Source organism: Mycolicibacter sp. MU0083 (assembly GCF_963378075.1).
Lineage (GTDB): Bacteria > Actinomycetota > Actinomycetes > Mycobacteriales > Mycobacteriaceae > Mycobacterium > Mycobacterium kokjensenii.
The window spans coordinates 1,542,928-1,565,014 of sequence record NZ_OY726394.1; the positions used below are offsets into that span (position 1 = coordinate 1,542,928).

The window sequence follows — 22,087 nt, forward strand, 5'->3', positions numbered from 1 at the left end:
CTCTTGTATTACGTCGGTTGATGCTTGACGTTTTGGTTCCGGTTGAATCGCCCTGGGTTGTGTGGAGGCTCCAAACCTTGGAAACGAGGATGGAGTCATGTCGAAGAAGCAGACGCCGGGTAAACCGACGAGTCGTCGCTACAGTCCGGAGGAGAAGGCCTCGGCGGTGCGGATGGTGCGCACCTTGCGCGCGGAGCTGGGCACCGAGCACGGCACCGTGCAGCGCGTGGCCAACCAGCTCGGTTACGGGGTGGAGTCTGTGCGCCAGAGCGTGCGCCAGGCAGATATCGACGACGGGCATGCGCCCGGGGTATCGACCGCGGAGGCACGGCGGATCAAGGACCTTGAGCAGGAGAATCGAGAGCTCAAGCGTGCCAACGAAATACTGAAACGGGCAGCCAGTTTCTTCGGGGCGGAGCTCGACCGCCAACACAAGAAATAGTGGCCTTCATCGACGCCAACCGTGCCGATCTCGGGGTCGAGCCCATCTGCACCGTCCTGCGCAGCGCAGGCCTGCGGGTGGCCCCGAGCACCTACTACGCGGCCAAGAACCGCACGCACTGTGCGCGGGCGGTCCGCGACGCGCTCATGACGCCGATCCTGGTGGAGCTCTGGGAGGCCAATTACCGCGTCTACGGAGCCCGCAAGCTGGCCAAGGCCGCCCGTCGTGCCGGCCACCACGTGGGCCGTGACCAGGTCGCCCGGTTGATGAAGGCCGCCGGCATCACCGGCGTGCATCGCCGCAGGAAGGTACGCACCACCAAGGCCGATCCGGAGGCGCCACGGCATCCGGATCTGGTCAAACGTGATTTCACCGCTGTCGCACCTGACCAGCTGTGGGTGACGGATCTGACGTATGTGCCGACCTGGGCTGGGGTGGCCTACGTGTGCTTCATCACCGACGCGTTCTCCCGGATGATCGTGGGCTGGCGGGTCGCGTCGCACATGCGCACCACCATGGTGCTCGATGCGATCGAGATGGCCCGCTGGTCACGGGGAAACACGTTGCCGGGCTTGCGATGTCATTCTGATGCCGGGGCGCAGTTCACCTGTATTCGCTATGGTGAACGTCTCGCTGAGATCGGCGCGGTGCCCTCCATCGGCACCGTCGGTGACAGCTACGACAATGCCCTGGCTGAGACGGTCAACGGCTACTACAAGGCCGAGCTGATCTACGGACCCGCCCATTCGGGGCCGTGGAAGACCGTCGAGGACGTCGAACTGGCCACCCTGGGCTGGGTGCACTGGCACAACACCAGCCGCCTACACGGCTACCTCGACGACCTGCCGCCGACCGAGTACGAAGACGCCTTCTACGCTGGGCAACGGATCGACCAAACCCTGGCCGAAATCCACTAGCCCGAGCCTCCACCGATCCCAGGGCGATTCAGTCTGCGATGGGCTCCGTCAAGCGTTGGGGCGTTACGGTGCTCCCGAGCAGATCTTGACCGACAACGCCCAAGGTGTTCACGGGTCGGTTTCATCATCCGCCGGTGGAGGTGCTCTTCGATGCGATCTGCTGTCTCAACGGAATCGAGCATCTGTTGACTCAGCCACGCAGTCCGACGACGACCGGAAAGATTGAGCGATTCCATCGCAGTTTGCGTGCTGAATTCCTCAGCAACCGAGGGCCGTTCACCAACCTGCGGGCTGCGCAGCGGGCGTTGGATGAGTGGGTGGACTACTACAACACCGTCCGCCCGCATCAAGCGATCGCGATGGCCACACCCGCGCAACGATTCACCCCGGGGCCGCCCGGCACGGTTAGCGAACCCTCGCCGGTCCCGCGCGCCGATCGCGACGGCGATGACTGGGTGTCGCGTCGGGTCACCACCAACGGGGTCGTCAGCGTGTCCTGGCAGCAGGTCAGCGTAGGCGCCCACCATGCCGGCCAACGATGCGACGTCCACATCGACGGGAAATTGCTGAGGTTCTACATCGGCGACGATCTGGTCAAAACCGCCGCCAGAACCAGTCGCGACCCGGTACGAAACAAAAGGGCCCTACGCACCCGCGAACAGGCCTAACCACTAACCCGGAGTGTCAAGGATCAACCGAACACGATCCGTCAACCATCAGCTGAAGCCGACCTTCTCTACCTGAAATAGCTGGCGCCCCATGCCATGATCGACTACCAGGGACATGCCTGGCTTGACGTGCGAGACGGGTATCATCGTGACGTCGAGGTCGCGCAATTCTTGTGGAAGTGGCATCGTCATCACCTCGTCTGGGTGGCTCTGAATCCGAGGCTACGAGTGGAGTCTGACAACGGACGCGGGAGGCGCTGGCCCACACCATTTCACTCCTGGCGAACACAGCCATGTCGCTGGCAGTGCGGTACCGCGATCGCCCACCTGCAGTATTCCGGGTCCCGGCGCCTGATGCGGCACCTACCGACATCGGCGATTAGTAACTACCCGCGTAATTTTCCACCGACTTGTCGGTGATCGGGGTAACCTCGGTGCAAGGTCCGCACTGCCGGGCCTGAGCGGAAGCTAGTTGCCTAGCCGCCGTTCCTAGCAAACTAGGAGAACCTGATGGGAAGTATTGCGTCGGTGTCCCAGGAGGGCACCGCTTATTTGATTCGCCAGGCATACGAGGCCGGCGAGAAGTGGCAGTGGGCTCGGGAAGCTCTTGTCAACGGGATCCAGGCTCAGGCCACGTCAATTGAGTTCGGCGTCGAGCCGCAGGGATTCAAGTCGAAGGGCGTACTCCGCCGGTACATCGCCGACAACGGCATCGGGATGAGCCCCGAGGACATCAAGATATTCCTCATGTCCTTCGGCGGCGGCGGACGTCCGATCGGGCTGACCCAGAACTTCGGGCAGGGATTCAAATCGTCCTGCTACGAATGGAATCCGTACGGGATCATCGTTGCGTCGTGGACGAAGGATGACCCCGAGGGCTGCATGATCTGGATCCACCGGGTTACGCGGGCGGGCAAGATCTACTGGGAGTTGAAGGACTTCGAGGTCGACGACGACGGCTCGGTCGAGGATGTCGTGGCCCCCTCTTACCTCGACGAGATCGGGGTAGACGTCGCCGAGCTGAAGACCAAGGAGATCAAGGAGGCTGGCCAGGGCACGGTGTTCCTGTTCCTCGGCAAAGCGCCCGACGACGACACCCACCGAGGGGATATCGATCGCGGCGAGGACAAGGTGAAGCGCGGGATCATCATCTATATCAATTCCCGGTTCCTCCAGATCCCGGAGGGCGTGACGGTGAGAGTCGCCGAGGTTGAGGATCGGACCAAGCGTGAGCCGGGCACTTGGCAGAAGGACGCGCTGGAATCACCGAGTGGGACGTTGCTGTCCCTGGACTGGCGTCGCGCCCGCGGCTCGTTGGCCTACATCCCCGCCGCCGCGCAGCGCGGCAGGTTCAAGCTCAAGCACGACACGTGGGTGGACTGGTACCTCGCGGGAGAAGACATCGTCACCCGCGGTCAGACGGACGGACCGGCCACTCCGCACATTTGCCTCGCCTACGAGGGTGAGGCGTACGAACGTAAGACGACCGTACGGGACTACCGCCCATTCGGCCTGATCGATGAGTTCAGGAACAGGCTGTGGCTCGTCCTGACGCCGCCCAAGTACGAAGAAGGCCGTCCGGATTGGGGCGTATTCCCGCAGGGGTCACGCGGTCAGCTTCTCTCGAAAGGTGGCACCCCGCTGCCGTGGGCTGAGTGGGAGGACTCGTTCGCGCTCAACATGCCCAAGCCGATCCAGGACGCGCTCGCGGAGTTCCGCAAATCTCGGTCGTCGCCTGCCGACAGCACCGAGCGCCGAGAGCGCCTAAAGCGCATCGCATCTCGGCTGGCGACGCGGTTCCGTCCCGTGAAGCTGATCGAGCATGCCCTCGGGAGGACGGCCGGCAACGATTCCGGCGCGCGCACCGGCGAGTCACGTGTGCACGTCAAGGCAAAGCGGCCGAACCAGCCTCGCCCCAGTGAATCCTCGTCTCCTGGCCGCCAGGACACCGGCGGCACTGGGGGCACGGCGCTCCTCAACGAGGATCGCAGCGGTGAGCGGTTCGGCGCCGTGCGACGCTCATCCGACGGAATCCCGAACACCTGCTGGGACAGCCATTTTCCAGAGGATGAGGGTGCCCATGCTGCACGCTTCGACAAGGCCGATTGCGTTGATGGATCCTACGGGACGGTGCACTTCAATCTGTCGTTCCCGCTGTTCCAGTCTGAATTCCAGTACTGGATTGAGCAGTATCCGAAGGCAGCGTCCGAAGACGTCGTCGATCTTGTGAAAGGTGTGTACGAGGACGAGGTGATCTCCAAGGTGATGCATGCCCACAAGATGTCGGGTCAGCCGCTGTACGCAGTGGACGGGGATGACGTCATCCGCGTGAACAACGCCAACATTGACAGCTGGACGTCTCCGGAGGCGCTCACCGCTACGGTCCTCGGCCTGATCAATGTCGAACAGCGCATCAACGTGCTCGCGGGCTCCCGCTTCGGGAAGAAGAGGCCGGCATGACGAGCGGAGACGAACATGGTAACGGGGGCAATCCTCCGACGGTCGAGGTCGAGTTCGGTGACAACGGACGGGTGAAGCTGACGGCGGTGATCGACACGGCGCTGTCCAAAAGCTTGCTTAGCGATCCCGACTCCATCGCGTCGATCGCCGACAATGAGTTCACCGACGTCCAGCACGAGTTGACCCATCACGCGCCTGAAGATCGCTCAGCGAAGGACAGTGCGATCTATCAATCGGTCGCGTCGTTCGACGGCGGCGACGACTTGCTCGTATTTCAGGGCACCCTGACGATCGAGTTCACGCGGTGCGACGCAACCGACCCGCGATGCAACGACATTGTGGGAGCGATCATCAACGACGCTATCCGAGACCTCCGGAAGTGGCTGCGGGCTGAGCTGGAGTCCCGCTGCAGGGGCGAGTGACCGCGCGAGGTTGAAGTCCCGGACCCCGGCGACATTAGAGGCGCAATGCCATCCGTGGGGCGATGTGCCCATGGGGAGGGTTACCTGCCCTGGGGCAGGGCCGAGTAGCGCGGCGTTGCTGTCGGCGGCGAGCGTCAGCGCCGGCAGCGGCGCACAGTCCAGCGGGTGCGCCAGAATGTGCGTCGCCTGGCCGCCGGCGGTCTCGGCGTTAGCGATGGCCGCCATCACCGCGTCGAGGTTCCCGGCGGTCACGACGTCGCCCGTGCCCACGGTCAGCGGCCGGCTTAGCAGGCCAGCGGGCGGGTTGGTGCGGGCGCGACCGGCGCAGCCTCGGTCAGGAAGGCGCGGTTGGCCTTGCGCACCAGCGCCTCCCGTGAGGCCTCGGAGATGAGCGCGGCCGCGTCGCCCTGCCTCCCACTCCTCCCGCGAGACGGGGAACGATCAGCCCGACCTTGCCGGTGTGGATGGCCACCTGGGTGTCGTCGGGCGACAGCTCGGGGATCGGATCGCCCTCGGGGGACGAACGGGACGGCGTCGGGGCCGAAGAAGGCGTACGGCACCAGCACCGCGGACGCATCGCCCTAGACGGCACCGGCCTTCGTGGTGCACCGGAGGACCAGCGCGTCGGAGTCCGTCCGGGGCGGGCCCGGCCATCTGGTCGAAACCGCCGCCAGAGCCAGTCGCGACCCGGTACGAAACAAAAGGGCCCTACGCACCCGCGAACAGGCCTAACCACTAACCCGGAGTGTCAAGGATCAACCGAACACGATCCGTCAACCATCACCCGACGCTAAACAGCCCTACTAAGTCTCCTTTATTACGTCGGCTCAGCCGGCCGGCACCTCGAACGCATTGGTGTAGAAGCGCAACCGTTCGCGCACTTCGCCGGGGTCGAGGCCGAATTCGGCGGCTGAATAGCGATGCTTGCCGTGGGCATCGCGTGAATGGACCACCTCGTTCCGGTCCAGCATCGCGGCCACATCGGGGCTGTCCATTTCCGCGCCGGCGTAGATCCGGTGCAGCGTCTGCTCAGGTCGGGAAACCAGATCGGTGTATTGCACGTCGACCCAGGTAACGCGCTGCGCCGCATCGGATTCGCGGACGCCCAGTGCTCGCCGCAGCCACAGTTCGGTCTGATCGAGCTGGGTTCGGCCCACGTCCGCGCCGTCGACCTCGTCGCTGTAGGTCGAGCGATACGTCGCAAAGAGGCTCGCCCCGGAGGCGACGGTCGGTACGACGTCGCGGTGCAGCTGCACGATGCAGGCGCCCGGGTAGGTCGCAATCAGGTGATCGAGCTCGGCGGTATGCGCCGGTGCCTTGAGCACCCAGCGGCGCCCGTCGCAGCCGTCGAGAATCTGCAGCATGCGGCGATGCTGGCGGTACTCCTCGGACAGATCCTGCCGGGCCAGCCAACGTGCGTAACCGTTCAACCGCGTCGTCGCCGTGAACCCCCAGTTACACAGCGTCGTGCCCATGCCCAACACACATTCCTCGGCCATCTGCGGCCCGGAGTCGTGGACCGCGGCCATGGTGGGGTTGAGGATGTGCAACATCTGGTTGGCGGCAGCCGCTGCCTGGATCCGCTGCTCGCGCACTTCGGGAGCCAGTTCGCCCGGCAGCTTCCACGGCAGACCCAGCTCGGCGGGCAGCGGCGCACGCAGCCGCGGGTCTTGGGCCAGCAGCCGGAACAGGTAGGTCGTGCCGGTGCGCCAGCCACCGATGATGACGATCGGCGGGCCTACCGGCCGCCGTTCCACGTCGGGATGCGAGCGCAGATACTCGGCGATCCGCCACCGCGCGACCAGGCGGCCCACCGCGGTGTTCTGCACCGTCAGCGCACCCAGGGCATTGAGTCGGCCGTCCTCGGCCGCCGAGCCGAGGTATTCGACGAGCCCGGGCCGCCACGCCGCGGCGGGCCCCAGAACGGTGCTGTCGGCGCCGCGGCAGGCGCGGTCGACCACCGACTGCACCGCATCGGCGCCGAGCCGATACTTCTGCGGCGCCAGCCCGCGGTCGTGTTCGGCGGCGGCGTAGGCCTGCAGTGCGGCCGGGCTACGTGGCGGGGCGACCCAGCCGCTCATGACTGCCCGTCCAGATCGGCGAGCGCGATGCGACGCACGGTGGGCAGTTCCGGGGGACGCTCCGGTTGCAGGAATCGCATGACGAGCACCCCGAAGGGCCGATTCTCGGTGTCGATCCAGTCGCCCGCCGCAGCCGCCGGGGCGGTTCCCGAGACCACGAACCGGTAGCGGTTGCCGGTCAGAGTTGCGGTGGCACCGGTGTAGGAGACGGGCCGGTAGCGGTGATCGAGTGAGTTGAGAAACCGGCTGTACGCCAAGATGTTCCAGTAGCGGCAGGGGGTCAGCTCGCCCTCGATCACCAGAGCCTCGTCCGGGGCCAACCGCCATCCGCCGCGCAGGTAATGAATGCCGGGTTCGGTGAAGACGGCGCCGCCGCTCATCTCGTCCCAGTGCCGCAATCGGTTGAGATTCTGCTCATCGGCAGCGCGTGCCGTCGACCAGATCTGGGGGACCAGGGAGGCCATGGTGGCCAGCTTGGTCAGCTGAGCGGCGAACCGCTCCGGTGCGATGGGCTGCGGAACCGGTGGTGTGCCCACCGGATCGATGCGACACCAGCCGATCTCGTCGGTGTGTACCCGCTCATGAAAATGCCGCACCCAGATCGCCGAGGCGCGTTCGGGCAAACCCAGCCAGTCGCTTCCCGGAACAGGTTCACCACCCACGACGACGTCGTAGTTCCCGAACTCGTCGAAGTGCAGCGTGTCGCTGTCGATGCGCGAGGTCGCCTGAGCGTCGCCGCCGGCGGTCGCGTAGGCGGTGATCGAGACGTAGTGCGCATCGGCGCGGTTGCCCCGAATCCGGTACCGGCCGTCGGCGCGGACGTCGGCTACCCAATACTGGAAATCGGGATTGTCCATCATGAATTTCTGACGCCACTGATTGAACGCGACCAGTTCGGGCCGGTCGCGATCGACCTCGAATCGGGCGAGCTGATTTGTCACCGCGCGGAGCAGCGCGCGAAAGCCGTCCGCCTGTTCTATGCGGGACAATTCGGCGGTATCGGCAGCCAGTCGGGTGCCCGCATCACGCAGTGCGTCGACGAGTCGGTTCCAGGCTGCGATCTCCGGGCGGTCATGGCCGTCGGGACCGTTGGGGGTCTCGGTCATCTCGGCATCACCACCCGTGGGTCGTGGCGATACCGGGGTGCCGGATCGTCGATGAGGATGCCGGGTTCGGCAGCGCAGACCGCGGGAATCGGTACGGCTCGCCGGTGGATACCGCCATCTGCTACCTCCGTGTCGCGGCCGCGCGGGGAAAGCCGGCCGTACGGCTCGCCCGGCGATCGCATCGTCCGACACCCGCGGGCCTATGTGGAAGCGGCTGCTTCCGAAAGCGAATGCTTCCCGATTGTGCGACGGGCGTCAAGACCGACATCGCTGCGCCCGGACGGGGCGCTACGCTCGCAGAATGTCCAGGCCCTACCGCGGCCATCTCGCCGAGGCGCGCGCGGCCCAACGCCGCGAACGGCTGGTGCAGGCCGGTATCGAACTGGTCGGAACCGGTGGGGTGTCGGCGATGACCATGCGGGCGGTGTGCCGCCAGGCCGGACTCAGTCAGAAGTTCTTCTACGAGAGTTTCACCGACGGCGACCAACTGCTGCACACCGTGTATCGCACCACCCTGGAGCGGGCATTGGCCGCCATCGACGACACCGCGGGCGACCCGGCGGAGACGCTGCACGTGCAAACCCGGCGCCGGGTCGACGCGGCGGCACTGCTGGTCCGTGACGACCCGCGTATCTGTCGGATCCTGCTGATCGAACCGGTCGCGGACCTCCGGTTACGCCGCTACGTTCGCCGACTCGCAACGGCCGCGTTCGGCGACTACACCGATCCCACGGCCGAAACGCCGCGGGTCAAGATGCACTATGCGACCGTGTTCGGCGCCGTCATCTCCTTGTTCATCGAATGGACGGAGGGCAACCTCGGCGAGGACAGAACCGTCTTCGTCGACCATGTCACCGACATGCTGATGGCATCCCCGTTGGTCCGGACGCGCTGAGCCGCGGCGAACCCGGCGGCAGCCACACCGAAACCCCGATTACCATCGTCGCTCAGCGTCCTCACAGGTACCGTAGTGGCTCCAGTCATGAAATGAGAGTCGTGGGATCTGTCAGTCATTCCGGTATCGGCGTCGGCATCGCGGCGCTGGTCGCCGCAACGCTCATCGCGCCGGCGCACCTGCCGCCGCGCTCGGTGGCCGTCGTTCCGTCGGTCGCGCTGACCGCCTCGCCCTTCGATCCGTACGTCGATCTGGTGACCAACACCTTCGACAACCTGGTCACCATCGGTGAACACTGGCTGGACGACCCGCTGCCGACCGCGGCCCAACTCGTCGACAACTGGGGCGACTACCTGCAGCGGACGGTCGATGCGATCGGTGATACCGCCGAGTCGGTGGTCGACGGGCTGAAGAACCTGCCGGGTCAGCTCGAAAGCCTCTTCGACTCGATCTCCTCCGGCGATATCGTGCCGGCCCTGTCGGAAGCCATCATCATGGTGATCAGCGCCTTTCCGGTCTTGGGGTTGGTGGATCGGCTGGTGGCGATCCCCATCGACGTCATCGGGAACATCGTGAACGCGGCGACGGCCGTGCTGCATGCCCTGCAGGTGCCGGTGGGGCTTGCCGCGTTGAGTTCTCTGCAGGCCGTCATCGCCGAAGTGGAAACGGTGGGGCGCGATTTCATCGACGACTTGTCGGCGGGGGACATCGGCGGCGCGCTGAGCGGGCTGATCGGCGCCCCGGCCGAGATCCTCAACGCCTATCTCAACAGTGAAAGCCCCGGCCTGGCAGGGGTTCTCGCACCCTTCGAGACGGCCGAGCAGACGGGCTTCGTCGATGCGCTGGTGAATTTTCTGCCGCGATCCGTCGCAGAGGCGATCGGTGCCGACCCGTCGCCGCTCAACGACGCACCGCCGCCCGATCTCGGCGATGTCGACGACCCGGGTGACCCGGGTGCTCTGCTGCCGGATCTCTGAAACGGTCCCGGCCCCGCGCGGCCATTACCCTAAGCCAAGTTAATCCCAAGAATTTATTGAGTTCTACCTGTGATCATGTCGTGTTACCGGTGTGATTTATAGACCTCATTGTTACGGACGTTGCAGGAGTGTTCCGTGAGCGAGTCGGTGTCGTAACCGAATGAGGAGTTTGACCTGTGGTCTTTGGGGCGGCAGTTGAACGTTCTCGGCGGCACCACCGGTGCGATGCCACGGCCAGGATCGCGACCCGCAGGCTGCGGTGGTCGGCGCTATTCGCTGCCCTGACAGTCGCTTTCGGCGGTGCGGGGATCGCTTCGGGGGTACCGGGGGTGCCATCGGCTGCGATCGCCCAGGCCCAGAACGTGGTGGCCGTGACCACCACCGGCACGCCGGTGACCGCGGGGTTGATCACCGCCCCGGCCGGCCCGGCCACCCAATTCGCCGTCGTCGCCGCTCCCGCGCACGGCACCGTCACCGTCACCGGCTCGACGTTCACCTACACCCCGGCCAAGGGCTTCGTCGGTGCCGATGCGTTCAGCTACGCCGCGACCGACGGCGTGGGAGTCTCGGATCCGGCCGTCGTCGGCATTCAGGTGCTGTCGCCCGCCGCGGCACCGCCGTCGCTGGCCACCGCGTGCACCGACCTGGGTCCGGCCTTCGACCCGGTGTGCACGGCGATCGGCGGCATCACCGACCCCCTGGTGCAGGCGTGCAGCACCGTCGGGTCGGTGGAGGCCTGCAGCTGGTTCGGCGGCAATAAGCACGGGCTGATCAGCGCCTGCTTCGACATCGCGACCGGTCAACTCGCGACGGCCTGCAAGACGCTGGACGCCGCGGCGCAGTTGGTGGCCAGTCAGTGCCGAGTGGTCAACGGCCCCATCAACTATTGCGCGCTGCGCAACGGCAGCCCGATCGGCGAACCATCGGTCCGGGACTACCTGGCCGGGCCGGTCCACCGTGCGCTGGCCGAGCAGTATCGGCTGAACCTGACCCTGCCGCTGCGCGAGGCGCAGCTGCCGGCGACCCATAACTCGTTCAACTACACCAACGCCAACGTCCCGCCCACCTTGTCGGGGATGGACCCGGATCAGCTGTACTCACTGGTCGACCAGCTCAACCTGGACATGCGGTTCCTCGAACTCGACGTGCACTGGTACCCGAGCCTGGGCGCACCCGGCGGCTACGCGCCGATCCTGTGCCACGGCTTCGACGATCACCTGGGCTGCACCTTCGAACGCCCCGCCGTCGCGGGCTTCAAGGAGATCCGCGGTTGGCTGGATGCGCACCCCGATCAGGTGATCGTCCTGTATGTGGAGAACCGGCTCAACGACTCGGTCGACGACATCAGCAAGTCACTGCCGGCCGGAGCGGCCGTCATCGAGAGCACACTGGGCAACACGTCGGCGCGTGACCTGCTGTTCCGTCCCACCCAGGTGGCGCCCGGCGCAACCTGTGCCACGGCATCCGTTCCCCGCGACGTGACGCTGGCCCAGATCCGCGCGAGCGGGAAGCAGGTGCTGCTCTACACCAGGGGCTGCGGTCGCAATGCGGCGTGGGACGCCCTGGGCTTCAACGACCACAACGTCATCGAGAAGGGGATGCCGGTCACCGTGCAGTACCCGAACTGCCACTTCAGCCGGTCGGAATTCGAGAACTCGTTCACCCGGTTCTTCGACTCCAACACACTGGTCGACGTGCTCGCCGGCGGCGGCAACACCCAGCCGATGACCGGGGACCAGATCCGCGACATGATGCGGTGCGGCACCAACTGGCCCGGCCCGAACTTCCTCGACCCGCACACCGACCAGCTGGCCGGCTTCGTCTGGAGCTGGTCCTACGGGCAGCCGCTGTCCAGTTCGGTCCAGCAGTGCGCCGTGCACAACGGCGACGGCCGATTCCAAGCCGAGGGCTGCGGTCAGTTCCTGCACTACGCATGCCGCGGAGCCGACGGCTGGCACATCAGCACCGGCACCGGTCAATTCGGCGGTGGGGGACTGGGCTGTATCGGGCAGGGCGAATTCGCGGTACCGCGCACCGGCTATCACAACGAACAGCTCAAGGCCGCCAAAGCGCAAGCCGGTGTCGACCGGGTCTGGTTGGCCTACACCGCGGGCGCCGACGGGAACTGGACCATCGGCACCACGCCGGCACCCGCGTCGCCGGCACCGCTGGATCCGGGCACGCCGGGTCTGCCGCAACTCATCTCCGACGTGCCCGCCGGGCTGGGGCCGGTCGCGGTGCGGTGATTACCGCGTCACACCGCGAAGAACGCGTTGATCAGCGCCCCGATCAGCTCCGGGAGGGTCAGAGTGGGAATCTCGTTGATGGTGGTCAGTCCATCGGTCACTGATGTGGCCGCATCGATCTGGTCGGCAGTCAAGCCGAAGTAGGCGTTGTGGAGTCCCAACCCGTACGCCACGTCCGCCCAACTTGTGTTCCCGAACAGCAGGTTGAGCCAACTTTCGCCCAGGTTCGCTGCGAAGACATCCCCGTCGATATTGAATATTTCGGTGGGGTACAGGTCGTTGGGGACGGCCTCGGGGTTGGCGCCGAGCATCACGAAACGCAACGCATCGGTGGGGACGCCGGCCTCCATGAGGTCGTCTTGGGCGTAGGAGGCCACCAGGCTGCTCTGGGAGTAGGTGAAAATAGTCAGTGGGTCGCTGCACACGCCGTCGTCGCAGCCCATTTCGCCGGCCTCGTAGTCGGCGAGGACCGCGTCGATGAGGATCTGTTCACCACCGGGCACGCTCTCAAAGAAGTCGTAGGAGTTGGGCAGTGTCAGCGCCTCCGACGATTCAACGCTGCCCTGGTACCCGAGTGGTTCGAGGTACAAGTCGATGCCGTTTCTGATGTAGTTGTCGCTCGGCGTCGCAATGCCGGTCGGACCCAGAACCAACGCACTGGTCGAGCCGTAAAGAAATTCGGAGTTGTCGAACGTGTAGGCCTCGGCATTGGCCGCACCGGCGAATGCCAGCGCCGCACCGCAGAGGGCGCCGCCGAGGATTCCGCCGAGATAGATTCGCTTCATGGGTTCCCCTTGTTCGCAAGATCACTGATGGTGTCGTCGAACTGCATTGCTGGGTACGTGATTTCGTTGTCCGGCATCCCCGCCGTGGCGGATGTCGTCGTGCGCTGTGGCACCGGAACGCAACAGCAGAATTATTTCAAAGCCTGACAATTTAATCTGCGGAATCGTAAGAAACCTCAAGCGGAGTCAAACGATGCGGGGCTCAGGATGCGCGGCTGCGCGCAACCACGACATCACTGACCGTGCCATTGACAACTGGCACGGTCGGTGATGTTCTTTGGGGCGTGAGACCTGATGCCTCCGAGCTTCCGGCGGTGCCCACCACTGCGACCGCGCGTGCGAGGCTGTCGGCCGTCGTCGCGCGCTGGACGCTGGGCAATCTGACCAGTGTGATCCCGATGAACCGGCCCGGTATCTGGTTCGGACGACGGCTGCTCGCCACCATCATGCGGACGTTCGGATCGTTGCCCGACGGGACCAGGGTCATCCCGGTGAACGGGCCCCGGATCCGTGGCGAATGGGTACTCGGACCGGGCGTCGAGTTCGGCGACCGGGTCGGTTACTACGTGCACGGCAGCGCCTACGTGCTCTGCTCGCCGTCGACCCACCGCAAACTCGTCGCCCGCCTGTCCGAGGCCACCGGCCTGCCGATGTATGTCGTCGACTATCGGCTGGCGCCCGAACACCCGTTCCCGACTGCCGCCGAGGACGTCGAGGCGGGCTATCGATGGCTGCTGGCGCAGGGCTATGCGGGATCCGACATCGTGATCGGTGCGGACTCCGCCGGCGGACACCTGACCTGTGACCTGTTGCTGTCGCACGCCGGCGAAGCGGATTTCCGGCCCGCGGGCGTGGTGCTGTTCTCGCCGCTGATCGATCTGACCCTGACGTTGGCCCACCGGCAGGAAGCCGTCCGGCGAGACCCCGCCATGTCGGCCACCGCGGCGCGGCGGATGGTCGGCCTCTATACCCGGGGTCTGGACCGGGATCACCCACGCCTGCGACTCGACTTCGCCGAGGCGGCACAGTTGCCGCCGGTCTTCATCCAGGTCGGTGATCGCGAGATGCTCAGCGCCGACGCCCGGTACCTGGACGGCGAAGTGCGGCGGGCCGGCGGCACCAGCACCCTGGAGGTGTGGCCGGGCATGGTGCATGTCTTCCAAGCGCTGCCGCGCCTGGCGCCCGAGGCCGTGCCGGCGCTGCGTCGCGCGGCGGCGTTCATCGCCGACGCCTACGACGACACGCGATCCGGTGAACTCGAAGGAGTGAAGTGATGTTCGGTCTGGACTCGGTACTCGACGTCTTTCGCGGCCCGCGCCGCACCACCGACGCCAAGGCGGTGGTCACCGGCGCCGGCAGCGGTATCGGCCGGTCGTTCGCCCTGGAACTCGCCCGCCGCGGCGGCGAGGTGATCTGCGCCGACATCGACGCCGACCGGGCCGCTGAGACCGTGGCGCTGATCGAGGCGATGCCCACCGGAACCGGGCATGCCGTGCGGTGCGATGTCTCCGACCGCAGTGCGGTCGAGGCACTCGCCGAGCGGGCCCAGGAGATTTTCGGGGGTGCGCCCACCCTGGTGATCAACAACGCCGGTGTCGGTATCGGCGGTAAACCCGTCGGCGACATCGGCTTCGAGGACTGGGACTGGGCCCTCGGCATCAACCTGTGGGGCGTGGTCTACGGCTGCGAGGTCTTCACCCCGCTGCTGCGGGAGGGCGGGCGTGGCGGAATCATCAACGTGGCCTCGGCGGCGGGGTTCGCCGCGGCCCCGACGATGGCGGCCTACAACGTGTCCAAGGCCGGCGTGATGTCGCTGTCGGAGACCCTGGCCGCCGAACTGGCCAACACCGATATCGCGGTCACCGTGCTCTGCCCGACCTTCGTCAGGACCAATGTCTTCACCGATGGCCGCATCACCCCGGGCTCGATGAGTCTGTCCCAGCAGCTGGCCCGGTGGACGGGACTGTCGGCGGACAACGTCGCGGCGCGCACTCTGGACGCACACGACAACGGCCGGCTGTACATGGTGCCGCAGATCGACGCCACCGTCATCTGGCATTTGAAGCGGCATTTCCCCGCGCTCTACGCCCGCGGCGCCGGCCTACTCGGCCGGGTGCTGCCGCAGAACTGACCCGCGACCGTTCATCCCCGGGAAGGAAGTGCCGATCATGGCGATGGATCTCGACGACATGCTGCAGAAGATCAAGGACAAGCAGTGGTCCCTGGTCGACATCGACTGGGACGCGCCGGGCGCCGAGCTCATCGAGCCGCAGTTGTGGGCCAAGCTCAAGCCGTTCATGACCGACTTGATGTGGATCGAGAACGTCGGAGCGCGCGGGTTCGCCGCGTTGGCCAAGAAGGCCCCGACCCCGACGCTGAAGAGCATCTACGAGCACTTCCACGCCGAGGAGCAGAAGCACGCCAACGCCGAGCTGGCACTGATGCGGCGGTGGGGCATGCTCGACGACGACGAGATCCCGCCGCCGAGCGTCAACGTGCAACTGGTGATCACCTGGCTCGACAAATTCTCCGACTCGATGTCGCTGTCGATACTGGGCACCGTCATTCCGATGCTGGAAGTGGCGCTGGACGGCGCGCTGATCAAGTTCATCACCGACGAGGTCAAAGACCCGGTGGCCCAAGAAGTCTTCAAGCGGATCAACTCCGACGAATCCCGGCACCTGGCGGTCGACTTCGAGGTGATGGACATCCTGGGCCATGCCGACCTGCGGAAGCTGGCCGTGGATTTCGTGGGCAGCTGGATGAACCCGACGCTGCTGATCGGGACCTTGAGCTACTTCCCGCTGCTGAACAAGATGCGCGACAACATCGTGGCGATGGGCGTCGATGAAGAACGGCTCTACCAGGCGATGCGGCGATTCCGGAGCGTCGGCGAGCGAAGCGCTTTCGCCCGTCGGGTGCCGATGTATCAGGTCATCTCCTGGCACGGCAAGAAGGTGATCGACCGCACCTCGAAGTACCACTGGCTAGCCGATTCGCTGGTCAAGATCACCGGTGTCATCCCGCCGGCCCTGGTGCAGCACACGCCGACCTGGTCGGCAGAACTCACCTACGAGCCCGTCGCCTAGAGGACCCTGACCATGACGATCACCGCAGCCATCATCGGAGCCGGGTTCGCCGGTATCGGCGCCGCCATCCGCCTCAAAGACCAGGGCATCACCGATTTCGCGATCTTCGAACGCGATTCGCGGGTCGGCGGGACCTGGCGTGACAACACCTATCCCGGCGCGGCCTGCGACATCCCGTCGCGGCTGTACTCCTACAGCTTTGCGCCCAACCCGGACTGGTCGCACACCTACTCGGGCAGCGCGGAGATCCTCGCCTACATCGACCGGATGGTCGACACATCGGGGATCGCACCGTATATCCGGTTCGACCACACCGTCCTGGGTCTCGGCTATGACGAAGATGCCGGCGAATGGATCATCGATCTCGCCGGCCGCGAGCCGGTACGGGCCAGAACCGTCATCGTCGCCTCCGGCCCGCTGGCCAATGCCAGCTTCCCCGACATCCCCGGTATCGAGACCTACGAGGGACACAAGATCCACAGCGCCCGTTGGGATCATGACTACGACTTCGAGGGCAAGAAGGTCGCCGTCATCGGCACCGGCGCCAGCGGGGTACAGATCGTTCCGGAACTGGTCAAGGTGGCCGGGTCGGTCAAGGTGTTCCAGCGCACCCCGGGCTGGGTGCTGCCGCGGATCAACACCGCCACCGGTGGCTGGCTGAAGAGGATCTACCGGGATGTGCCGTTCGCGGAGAAGTTGATGCGCTCCGCGTGGTTCTGGGGGCATGAATCGGTTGCGGTCGGGGTGGTGTGGGACACCCCGTTCACCCGGTTGGTGGAAGCCTTGAGCCTGGCGAACCTGCGTGTGCAGGTGAAGGATCCGTGGCTTCGGCGACAGCTCACCCCGGATTTCTCCGCGGGTTGCAAGCGACTGTTGATGACCAGTGACTACTATCCGGCCCTGCAGGCGGACAACTGCAAGCTGGTCACCTGGCCGATCGCCCGATTGTCGCCCAAGGGGATTCGCACCGTCGAGGGCATCGAGCACCAATTCGACGCCATCGTCTTCGCCACCGGATTCGAGGTGTCGAAAGCGGGCGCCCCGATCCCGATCACCGGAATCGACGGCCGTGAGCTGGCCTCGGAGTGGAGCAGGGGTGCCTACGCCTACCGCAGCGTCGCGGTCTCGGGTTACCCGAACCTCTTTTTCACCTTCGGGCCGAACTCCGGGCCGGGCCACAGCTCGGCTCTGGTCTACATGGAAGCCCAGATCGACTACATCGTCGACGCGATCGCGAAACTCGTGCAATTCGAGTGGAAGTCCCTGGATGTACGGCCGGAGGTGCAGGCTCGCTACAACAAGGAGATTCAGCGGCGCCTGGAATCGACGACCTGGAACTCCGGATGCCAGAGCTGGTATCTGACCGAGGACGGGTTCAACGCCACCATGTACCCGGGATTCGCCACTCAGTACGTCAACCAACTCAAGAGCGTGAACCTGGACGACTTCAAGATCACCGTGTCGAAGGTGAGCAGCGAACCCGTCCTGACTGCATAGGATGCGTTGGTGACGGAGTACCGGATCGACGATCTTGCGCGACGGGCGGGGACGACCACGCGCAACGTCCGGGTCTACCAGGAAAGCGGCCTGCTGCCGCGGCCGCTGCGTCGGGGCCGGGTCGCGATCTATACCGACCGGCACCTACGCCAGTTGCAGGCGATCATTCGGCTGCTCGGCGAGGGCTTCACGGTCAAGCACATTCTGAAATTCCTCACCGGGCTGCAGCGCGGCGCGGATCTGGTCGAGGTCTTGGACCTCGCCGATCTGGGCGAACTCGTCACGGCACCGTGGTCGCACCCGGTGCAGAAGACGCTGACGCGCGTCCAGTTGGAGGAACAGCTGGGCACGGTGGACGCCGCGACGTTGCGGCGGCTGGTCGGCGGGGGAGTGATCCAGGAGACCACCGAGCCCGATGTCTATCTGGTGCCGGACATGCGTCTGATCGAAGACTTCGGCACGCTGGTTGCGCGGGGTGCGCCGCTGTCGGCGATGCTCGAGGTCAGCGCCGTGGTCGACGAGAAGATGGATGAGGTCGCCCGAGCGCTGACCCGCAGTGGCTACACCGAAGTGGTACGCCAGCGCGGAACCGGCTGGTTGCCCACCGACGACGATGAACTCGCCTGGGCCGCAGACTTTGTCGACGCTCTGCGCCGAGTGGCACGGCGGGCGGCGCACGCGAGTCTGGACCGCGCGTTCGATGCCGCGGTGCGCGCCGAGCTGCGCCAGTACCGGCAGGAGAGTGCGGAGCGCTGAGCCGGCCGTCAGCCGGCCAGTCGGGATGCCACGACATCCACGAATAGATCTATTGCAGAGTCGAATTCCCGGTCGCTGTCGAATCGGGCCAGGTAGGGCGCGGCTGCGGTGACCTCCGGCAGGCCGGAATCCTCCAGGGCCCGCTGCCGAGCGGCGATGTCTGCGGGATCGCTGCTGCCGAACGTCGGGCCTGCGGACACTTCGCGCATCAGGATGCCGATCAACCCGGCCACCAAGACCCGTACCAGGTGCACCGCGTGTTCGGGGTCGGCGCCGGCGCGGCGCAGTACCGACAGGATGGCCTCGACCGGTGCCAGACCGGACAGGGTTGACAGCTGACGGGTCAGCACCAGGCTCGCCGCCTCGGGATGTGCGAGCGTCACCCGCCGGAACTCGTGGGCCAGGGCCGTCAAATCGGTGCGCAGCACGCCGGTGGCCGCCGGTACCCGCAGTTGGCCCAGGAGATGCTCGGCCACGGCGTCGAGCAGGTCGTCCTTGTCGGTGACATGGTGATACAGGCTCTTGGCGTCCACACCGAGCAGCTGGGCGACCGAACGCATACTGAGCGCCGCGATACCGTCGCGGTCGATCACCGCCAAGGCCGCCTCGCGGATCGCGGCCCGGGTCAACTGGGCCTGCGTCTTGGGCGGACGGCCGCGCCGCGGAGTGGTCATGGCGATCATTCTCCCCTGGAACCCTTGCAGATATCCACGCTGTGGGATTATCGTGCATTTATTCCCACGGTGTGGGAATAATGATCAGGCAGGGGCCCCGATGACCGACCGCTACGCCATCCCGTCCGCCGAGGTGCTGCGCGCCCGCGAAAAGCTCGTCCTGGACCACTTTCACGACGAGGTGCGGCAGGACTGGGACGACGTGCTGGCCACGTTTCCGCATCCGCACTACGAGATCATCCCGACGCTGACCGTCCACGACGGCGACGACGAGGTGCGCGGCTACTACCGCGACACCCGGGTGGCCTTCCCCGATCAAGACCACGAGATCATCGCGCTGCGCCACAGCGCCGATGCGGTGATCGTCGAATTCTGGTTACTGGGGACACATCTGGGCCCGTTGGGCACCATCCCGCCGACCGGTGCGCGGCACCGGACCCGGATGTCGGCGTACTTCGTCTTCGACGAGAACGAGAACCTGGTCAGCGAGCGGATCTACTTCGACAGCCTCACCATGCTCAAGCAGCTACTGGGCGGGGTGAACCTGCGCGACCCGCGCAACTGGCCGCTGGTGCTCCGCGGGCTGCGCGGGCTGCTCGCGATGTCCGGCCAACCCGATCCGCGTCTGCTCAACACCCCGCCGGCCGACCTCTAACCCCCAGAAAGATTCTCATGCGCGCACTCATCGGAGGTCTCGGACCCGACCGGCGGCCGGAGGGCCGGTCGACCTCAACGGGGCCGCCGGCTGCTGGGACGGAGGTCAACCGATCCGGGTCATCGATCCGGCTATGCTCGGCGGAGATCCCGCCACCCCGGCAGAAATGAAGGCCGCCTTCGGATGAAGATCCACCATCTCAGCTGCGGCACCATGCGGCCGCTGGGCGCCCCGGATGGGCTGATCTGTCACGTCCTGCTCATCGAGACGCCGGGCGGTCTGGTCCTGGTCGATTCCGGGCTCGGATTACGTGACTGCGCGACACCGGGGCCGAGATTCGGGCCGGCGCGGTTCCTGATCCGCCCGGCCTTCGACCCGAATGAGGCCGCGATCAACCAGGTTCGGGAACTGGGCTTCGACCCCACCGACGTCCGCCACATCGTGTTGACCCACTTCGACGCCGACCACGTCGGCGGTGCCGCGGACTTTCCCTGGGCGCGTGTTCACCTCACCGGCGCCGAGGCCGCCGCCGCACAGCATCCGCGAACGCTCACCGAAAAGCAGCGCTATCTGCCGGCCTGTCGCGACCACGGCCCACTGCTGGTGGAGCACTCCGCAGCCGAGGCCGAGAGCTGGCGAGGCTTTCCCGGGGCCAAAGAACTTACGGAGATCGCCGAGGGCATCGTGCTGATCGACCTGGCCGGTCACAGTCGCGGCCATGCGGCGGTCGCCGTCGACGCCGGGGACCGCTGGATCCTGCACGCCGGTGACTCCTTCTACCACCGCGGCGAGATCGGCGGCGCCGGTCGGACACCCGGGGCGCTCACGCTGATGGAGCGCATCACCGCCTACGACTGGAAGAAGGTCCGAGGCAATCAGCGCAGGCTGGCCGAACTGCAGGAATCAGGCGCGCCGGACCTGCTGATCGTCAACGCGCACGACCCGCATCTTTATCGTCAGGCCGTATCGCAGGCGGCCGACGCGGACTAAACTGCGGGAACCATGGCCATCCGGCGCGCAGTGCTCGTCATCGCCGACATCGGCGGGTACACCGCCTACATGAACTGGAATCGCGGCGAACTGTTGTGTGCCCAGACGGCGGTCGCCACACTGCTGGAGTCGGTCATCGATGCGGCCAAGGGCATGAAGCTGGCGAAGCTGGAGGGCGATGCCGCCTTCTTCTGGGCGCCCGACGGAGATGCCCGAACACTGGTGGGTGAGCGGCTGGCGCGGATGCATCGGGCCTTCCTCGATCGCCAGGCGCAGCTCGACACCGGCAACCAATGCGACTGCGGGAGCTGCGGGCAGGTGGCGAGCCTGTCGCTGAAGTTCGTCGCGCATCAGGGCGAGGTGGCCGAGCAGAAGGTCAAGCGGCGTACCGAGTTGGCCGGCGTCGACGTCATCCTGGTGCATCGGATGCTGAAAAACCAAGTGCCGGTAGCAGAATATGTGCTGATGACGGACGCCGTCGCGCAGTGCCTCGACGATCCGGTCCGTCAGGACTGCACCGAGCTGATCCATGAGTTCGAGGGTCTGGGATCGCTGCCCACCTACTACCTGGGGCTGGATCGCTCGGTGGTGCAACCACAGGCTGCACTGGGGCTGGCAGACCGAATGAAACTGCGGTGGAGCAGATTGCCGTTCGTGATCGGGGTGAAGGAACCCTGCGAGGGATTCCGCAGTGTGGGCCGCGGTGCTCCCGAACTCTCGAGGGGCTGAGCCGCTACAGCTTTCCGGCGACGAAGTCGGCCGCCTGGTTCACCATTCCCGACGAGATGTAGGCACTGGCCAGGTGCTGCGGCCAGTTCTCCTCCCAGGTGTCCGGGTGAGCGGGGTTGCAGATGGGATCGGCGCCGTGGCACTGCTCGATGGTCCGATCGCTATAGGTCGGATTGAATGCCGTGATGGGACCGACCCATTGACTGCCGTTGCCGAACAGCGCGACCGCGGCGATGTGCTCGTCGGCGCCCGGCGGCAGGGGATTGTTGAAGCTCCATACCTGGAAGGGCACCGCCAGGACGATGTCGCTGACCGCGGCCCCCAGGGAGTAGCCACCCACCACGATGCGGGTGTTCGGACAACCGTTGATGGTCTTCTGGATGTGGGCGCTCATGTCGTTGGCGCCCTGGTCCACCTGGTTGTCGGCGGGGTAGTTCACCGCGTACAGGCTGACGTATTTCGAGGTTCGCGACCGCAGCGCGCTGACGAACGCATTGCCGACCGCGCCGGCGCCGGCCGGTTCCAGACGTCCACGGGCGAACACCACTTCGACGTCGGGGCAGGCCGCGCCTGCGGGTGCGGCGGCCCCGGGTGTCCCCGCGGGAAGCACGACGGGGGCGGTCGACATCGTCGCCGCCAGCACTGCGCTCGCGACTGCGAGCCGCGTTCGGCGGGCCAGGGATTCGGTCACGAAGGTG

At 66.0% G+C, this 22,087-nt stretch carries 19 protein-coding genes, 1 pseudogene and 1 other annotated feature; of the genes and pseudogenes, 15 read left to right on the forward strand and 5 right to left on the reverse strand.

The window, feature by feature from the left end:
• The first annotated feature begins 97 nt into the window (after positions 1-97).
• The 4 genes and pseudogenes from RCP38_RS07135 (at position 98) to RCP38_RS07150 (ending at position 4,909) form a co-directional block, all read left to right on the forward strand.
• Positions 98-1,359, forward strand: a protein-coding gene (locus RCP38_RS07135; protein ID WP_308476416.1) for an IS3 family transposase whose coding sequence is annotated in 2 segments (ribosomal slippage) — positions 98-401 and positions 401-1,359 — 1,263 coding nt in all. Because the reading frame shifts where the segments join, the coding sequence is not laid out codon by codon here.
• Positions 397-528: a sequence feature (AL1L pseudoknot), on the forward strand. It overlaps the preceding gene by 132 nt.
• A gap of 28 nt (positions 1,360-1,387) precedes the next feature.
• Positions 1,388-2,027: pseudogene (locus RCP38_RS07140) on the forward strand (integrase core domain-containing protein); the annotation flags it as partial.
• A 510-nt stretch (positions 2,028-2,537) separates the two neighbouring features.
• Complete coding sequence (locus RCP38_RS07145) at positions 2,538-4,487, forward strand: ATP-binding protein (RefSeq protein WP_308476417.1); 1,950 nt, start codon at positions 2,538-2,540, stop codon at positions 4,485-4,487.
• Positions 4,484-4,909 carry a hypothetical protein gene (locus tag RCP38_RS07150; RefSeq protein ID WP_308476418.1) on the forward strand — a complete coding sequence of 142 codons (426 nt, stop codon included), beginning with the start codon at positions 4,484-4,486 and terminating at the stop codon, positions 4,907-4,909. The genes RCP38_RS07145 and RCP38_RS07150 overlap by 4 nt, the downstream gene beginning before the upstream one ends.
• A gap of 827 nt (positions 4,910-5,736) precedes the next feature.
• On the opposite strand, the gene RCP38_RS07155 is transcribed toward RCP38_RS07150, so the two are convergent.
• Both RCP38_RS07155 and RCP38_RS07160 read right to left on the reverse strand, forming a co-directional pair.
• Positions 5,737-6,990, reverse strand: coding sequence for a sulfotransferase family protein (locus RCP38_RS07155; protein ID WP_308476419.1), 1,254 nt, complete (start codon positions 6,988-6,990; stop codon positions 5,737-5,739).
• Positions 6,987-8,096 carry a hypothetical protein gene (locus RCP38_RS07160; protein WP_308476420.1) on the reverse strand — a complete coding sequence of 370 codons (1,110 nt, stop codon included), beginning with the start codon at positions 8,094-8,096 and terminating at the stop codon, positions 6,987-6,989. Before RCP38_RS07160 ends, RCP38_RS07155 begins: the two co-directional genes overlap by 4 nt.
• 301 nt (positions 8,097-8,397) lie before the next feature.
• Between RCP38_RS07160 and RCP38_RS07165 the strand changes: the two genes are divergently transcribed.
• The 3 genes from RCP38_RS07165 (at position 8,398) to RCP38_RS07175 (ending at position 12,214) form a co-directional block, all read left to right on the forward strand.
• On the forward strand, positions 8,398-8,991 hold the full coding sequence (locus RCP38_RS07165; RefSeq protein ID WP_308476421.1) for a TetR/AcrR family transcriptional regulator: 594 nt from the start codon (positions 8,398-8,400) through the stop codon (positions 8,989-8,991).
• Between the two features lie 101 nt (positions 8,992-9,092).
• Complete coding sequence (locus RCP38_RS07170; RefSeq protein ID WP_308476422.1) at positions 9,093-9,968, forward strand: hypothetical protein; 876 nt, start codon at positions 9,093-9,095, stop codon at positions 9,966-9,968.
• Between the two features lie 329 nt (positions 9,969-10,297).
• Positions 10,298-12,214, forward strand: coding sequence for an Ig-like domain-containing protein (locus tag RCP38_RS07175; RefSeq protein ID WP_308476423.1), 1,917 nt, complete (start codon positions 10,298-10,300; stop codon positions 12,212-12,214).
• Between the two features lie 8 nt (positions 12,215-12,222).
• On the opposite strand, the gene RCP38_RS07180 is transcribed toward RCP38_RS07175, so the two are convergent.
• Entirely contained in the window at positions 12,223-12,999 is a 777-nt protein-coding gene (locus RCP38_RS07180; protein ID WP_308476424.1) for a PE-PPE domain-containing protein, read from the reverse strand.
• 314 nt (positions 13,000-13,313) lie between these two features.
• Here RCP38_RS07180 and RCP38_RS07185 point away from each other — a divergent pair, with 314 nt between their 5' ends.
• From RCP38_RS07185 to RCP38_RS07205, 5 genes are read left to right on the forward strand one after another with little or no spacing between them, the layout of a single operon-like run.
• Positions 13,314-14,273 (forward strand): alpha/beta hydrolase, encoded by a 960-nt coding sequence (locus RCP38_RS07185; RefSeq protein ID WP_308476425.1) that lies wholly within the window; start codon positions 13,314-13,316, stop codon positions 14,271-14,273.
• The gene (locus RCP38_RS07190) at positions 14,273-15,130 is read left to right on the forward strand and encodes an SDR family NAD(P)-dependent oxidoreductase (RefSeq protein ID WP_308476426.1); all 858 of its coding nucleotides are present in this window, start codon (positions 14,273-14,275) and stop codon (positions 15,128-15,130) included. The genes RCP38_RS07185 and RCP38_RS07190 overlap by 1 nt, the downstream gene beginning before the upstream one ends.
• Positions 15,131-15,167: 37 nt before the next feature.
• A complete protein-coding gene (locus RCP38_RS07195; protein WP_308476427.1) occupies positions 15,168-16,088 on the forward strand; it encodes a ferritin-like domain-containing protein in 921 nt (306 codons plus the stop codon).
• Positions 16,089-16,100: 12 nt separating this feature from the next.
• Positions 16,101-17,585, forward strand: a complete 1,485-nt coding sequence (locus RCP38_RS07200) for a flavin-containing monooxygenase (protein ID WP_308476428.1) — start codon at positions 16,101-16,103, stop codon at positions 17,583-17,585.
• A gap of 9 nt (positions 17,586-17,594) precedes the next feature.
• A complete protein-coding gene (locus RCP38_RS07205) occupies positions 17,595-18,341 on the forward strand; it encodes a MerR family transcriptional regulator (protein WP_308476429.1) in 747 nt (248 codons plus the stop codon).
• Between the two features lie 8 nt (positions 18,342-18,349).
• On the opposite strand, the gene RCP38_RS07210 is transcribed toward RCP38_RS07205, so the two are convergent.
• Complete coding sequence (locus tag RCP38_RS07210) at positions 18,350-19,015, reverse strand: TetR/AcrR family transcriptional regulator (protein WP_308476430.1); 666 nt, start codon at positions 19,013-19,015, stop codon at positions 18,350-18,352.
• Positions 19,016-19,115: 100 nt separating this feature from the next.
• Here RCP38_RS07210 and RCP38_RS07215 point away from each other — a divergent pair, with 100 nt between their 5' ends.
• The 3 genes from RCP38_RS07215 to RCP38_RS07225 all read left to right on the forward strand — a co-directional run bounded on the left by RCP38_RS07215 (position 19,116) and on the right by RCP38_RS07225 (position 21,389).
• Positions 19,116-19,670, forward strand: coding sequence for an ester cyclase (locus RCP38_RS07215; protein WP_308476431.1), 555 nt, complete (start codon positions 19,116-19,118; stop codon positions 19,668-19,670).
• A gap of 183 nt (positions 19,671-19,853) precedes the next feature.
• The gene (locus RCP38_RS07220; protein WP_308476432.1) at positions 19,854-20,660 is read left to right on the forward strand and encodes an MBL fold metallo-hydrolase; all 807 of its coding nucleotides are present in this window, start codon (positions 19,854-19,856) and stop codon (positions 20,658-20,660) included.
• Between the two features lie 12 nt (positions 20,661-20,672).
• Entirely contained in the window at positions 20,673-21,389 is a 717-nt protein-coding gene (locus tag RCP38_RS07225; RefSeq protein WP_308476433.1) for a DUF2652 domain-containing protein, read from the forward strand.
• Between the two features lie 4 nt (positions 21,390-21,393).
• On the opposite strand, the gene RCP38_RS07230 is transcribed toward RCP38_RS07225, so the two are convergent.
• Positions 21,394-22,017: a cutinase family protein gene (locus RCP38_RS07230; protein WP_308477105.1), complete on the reverse strand. Its 624-nt coding sequence runs from the start codon at positions 22,015-22,017 to the stop codon at positions 21,394-21,396.
• Positions 22,018-22,087 lie beyond the last annotated feature (70 nt).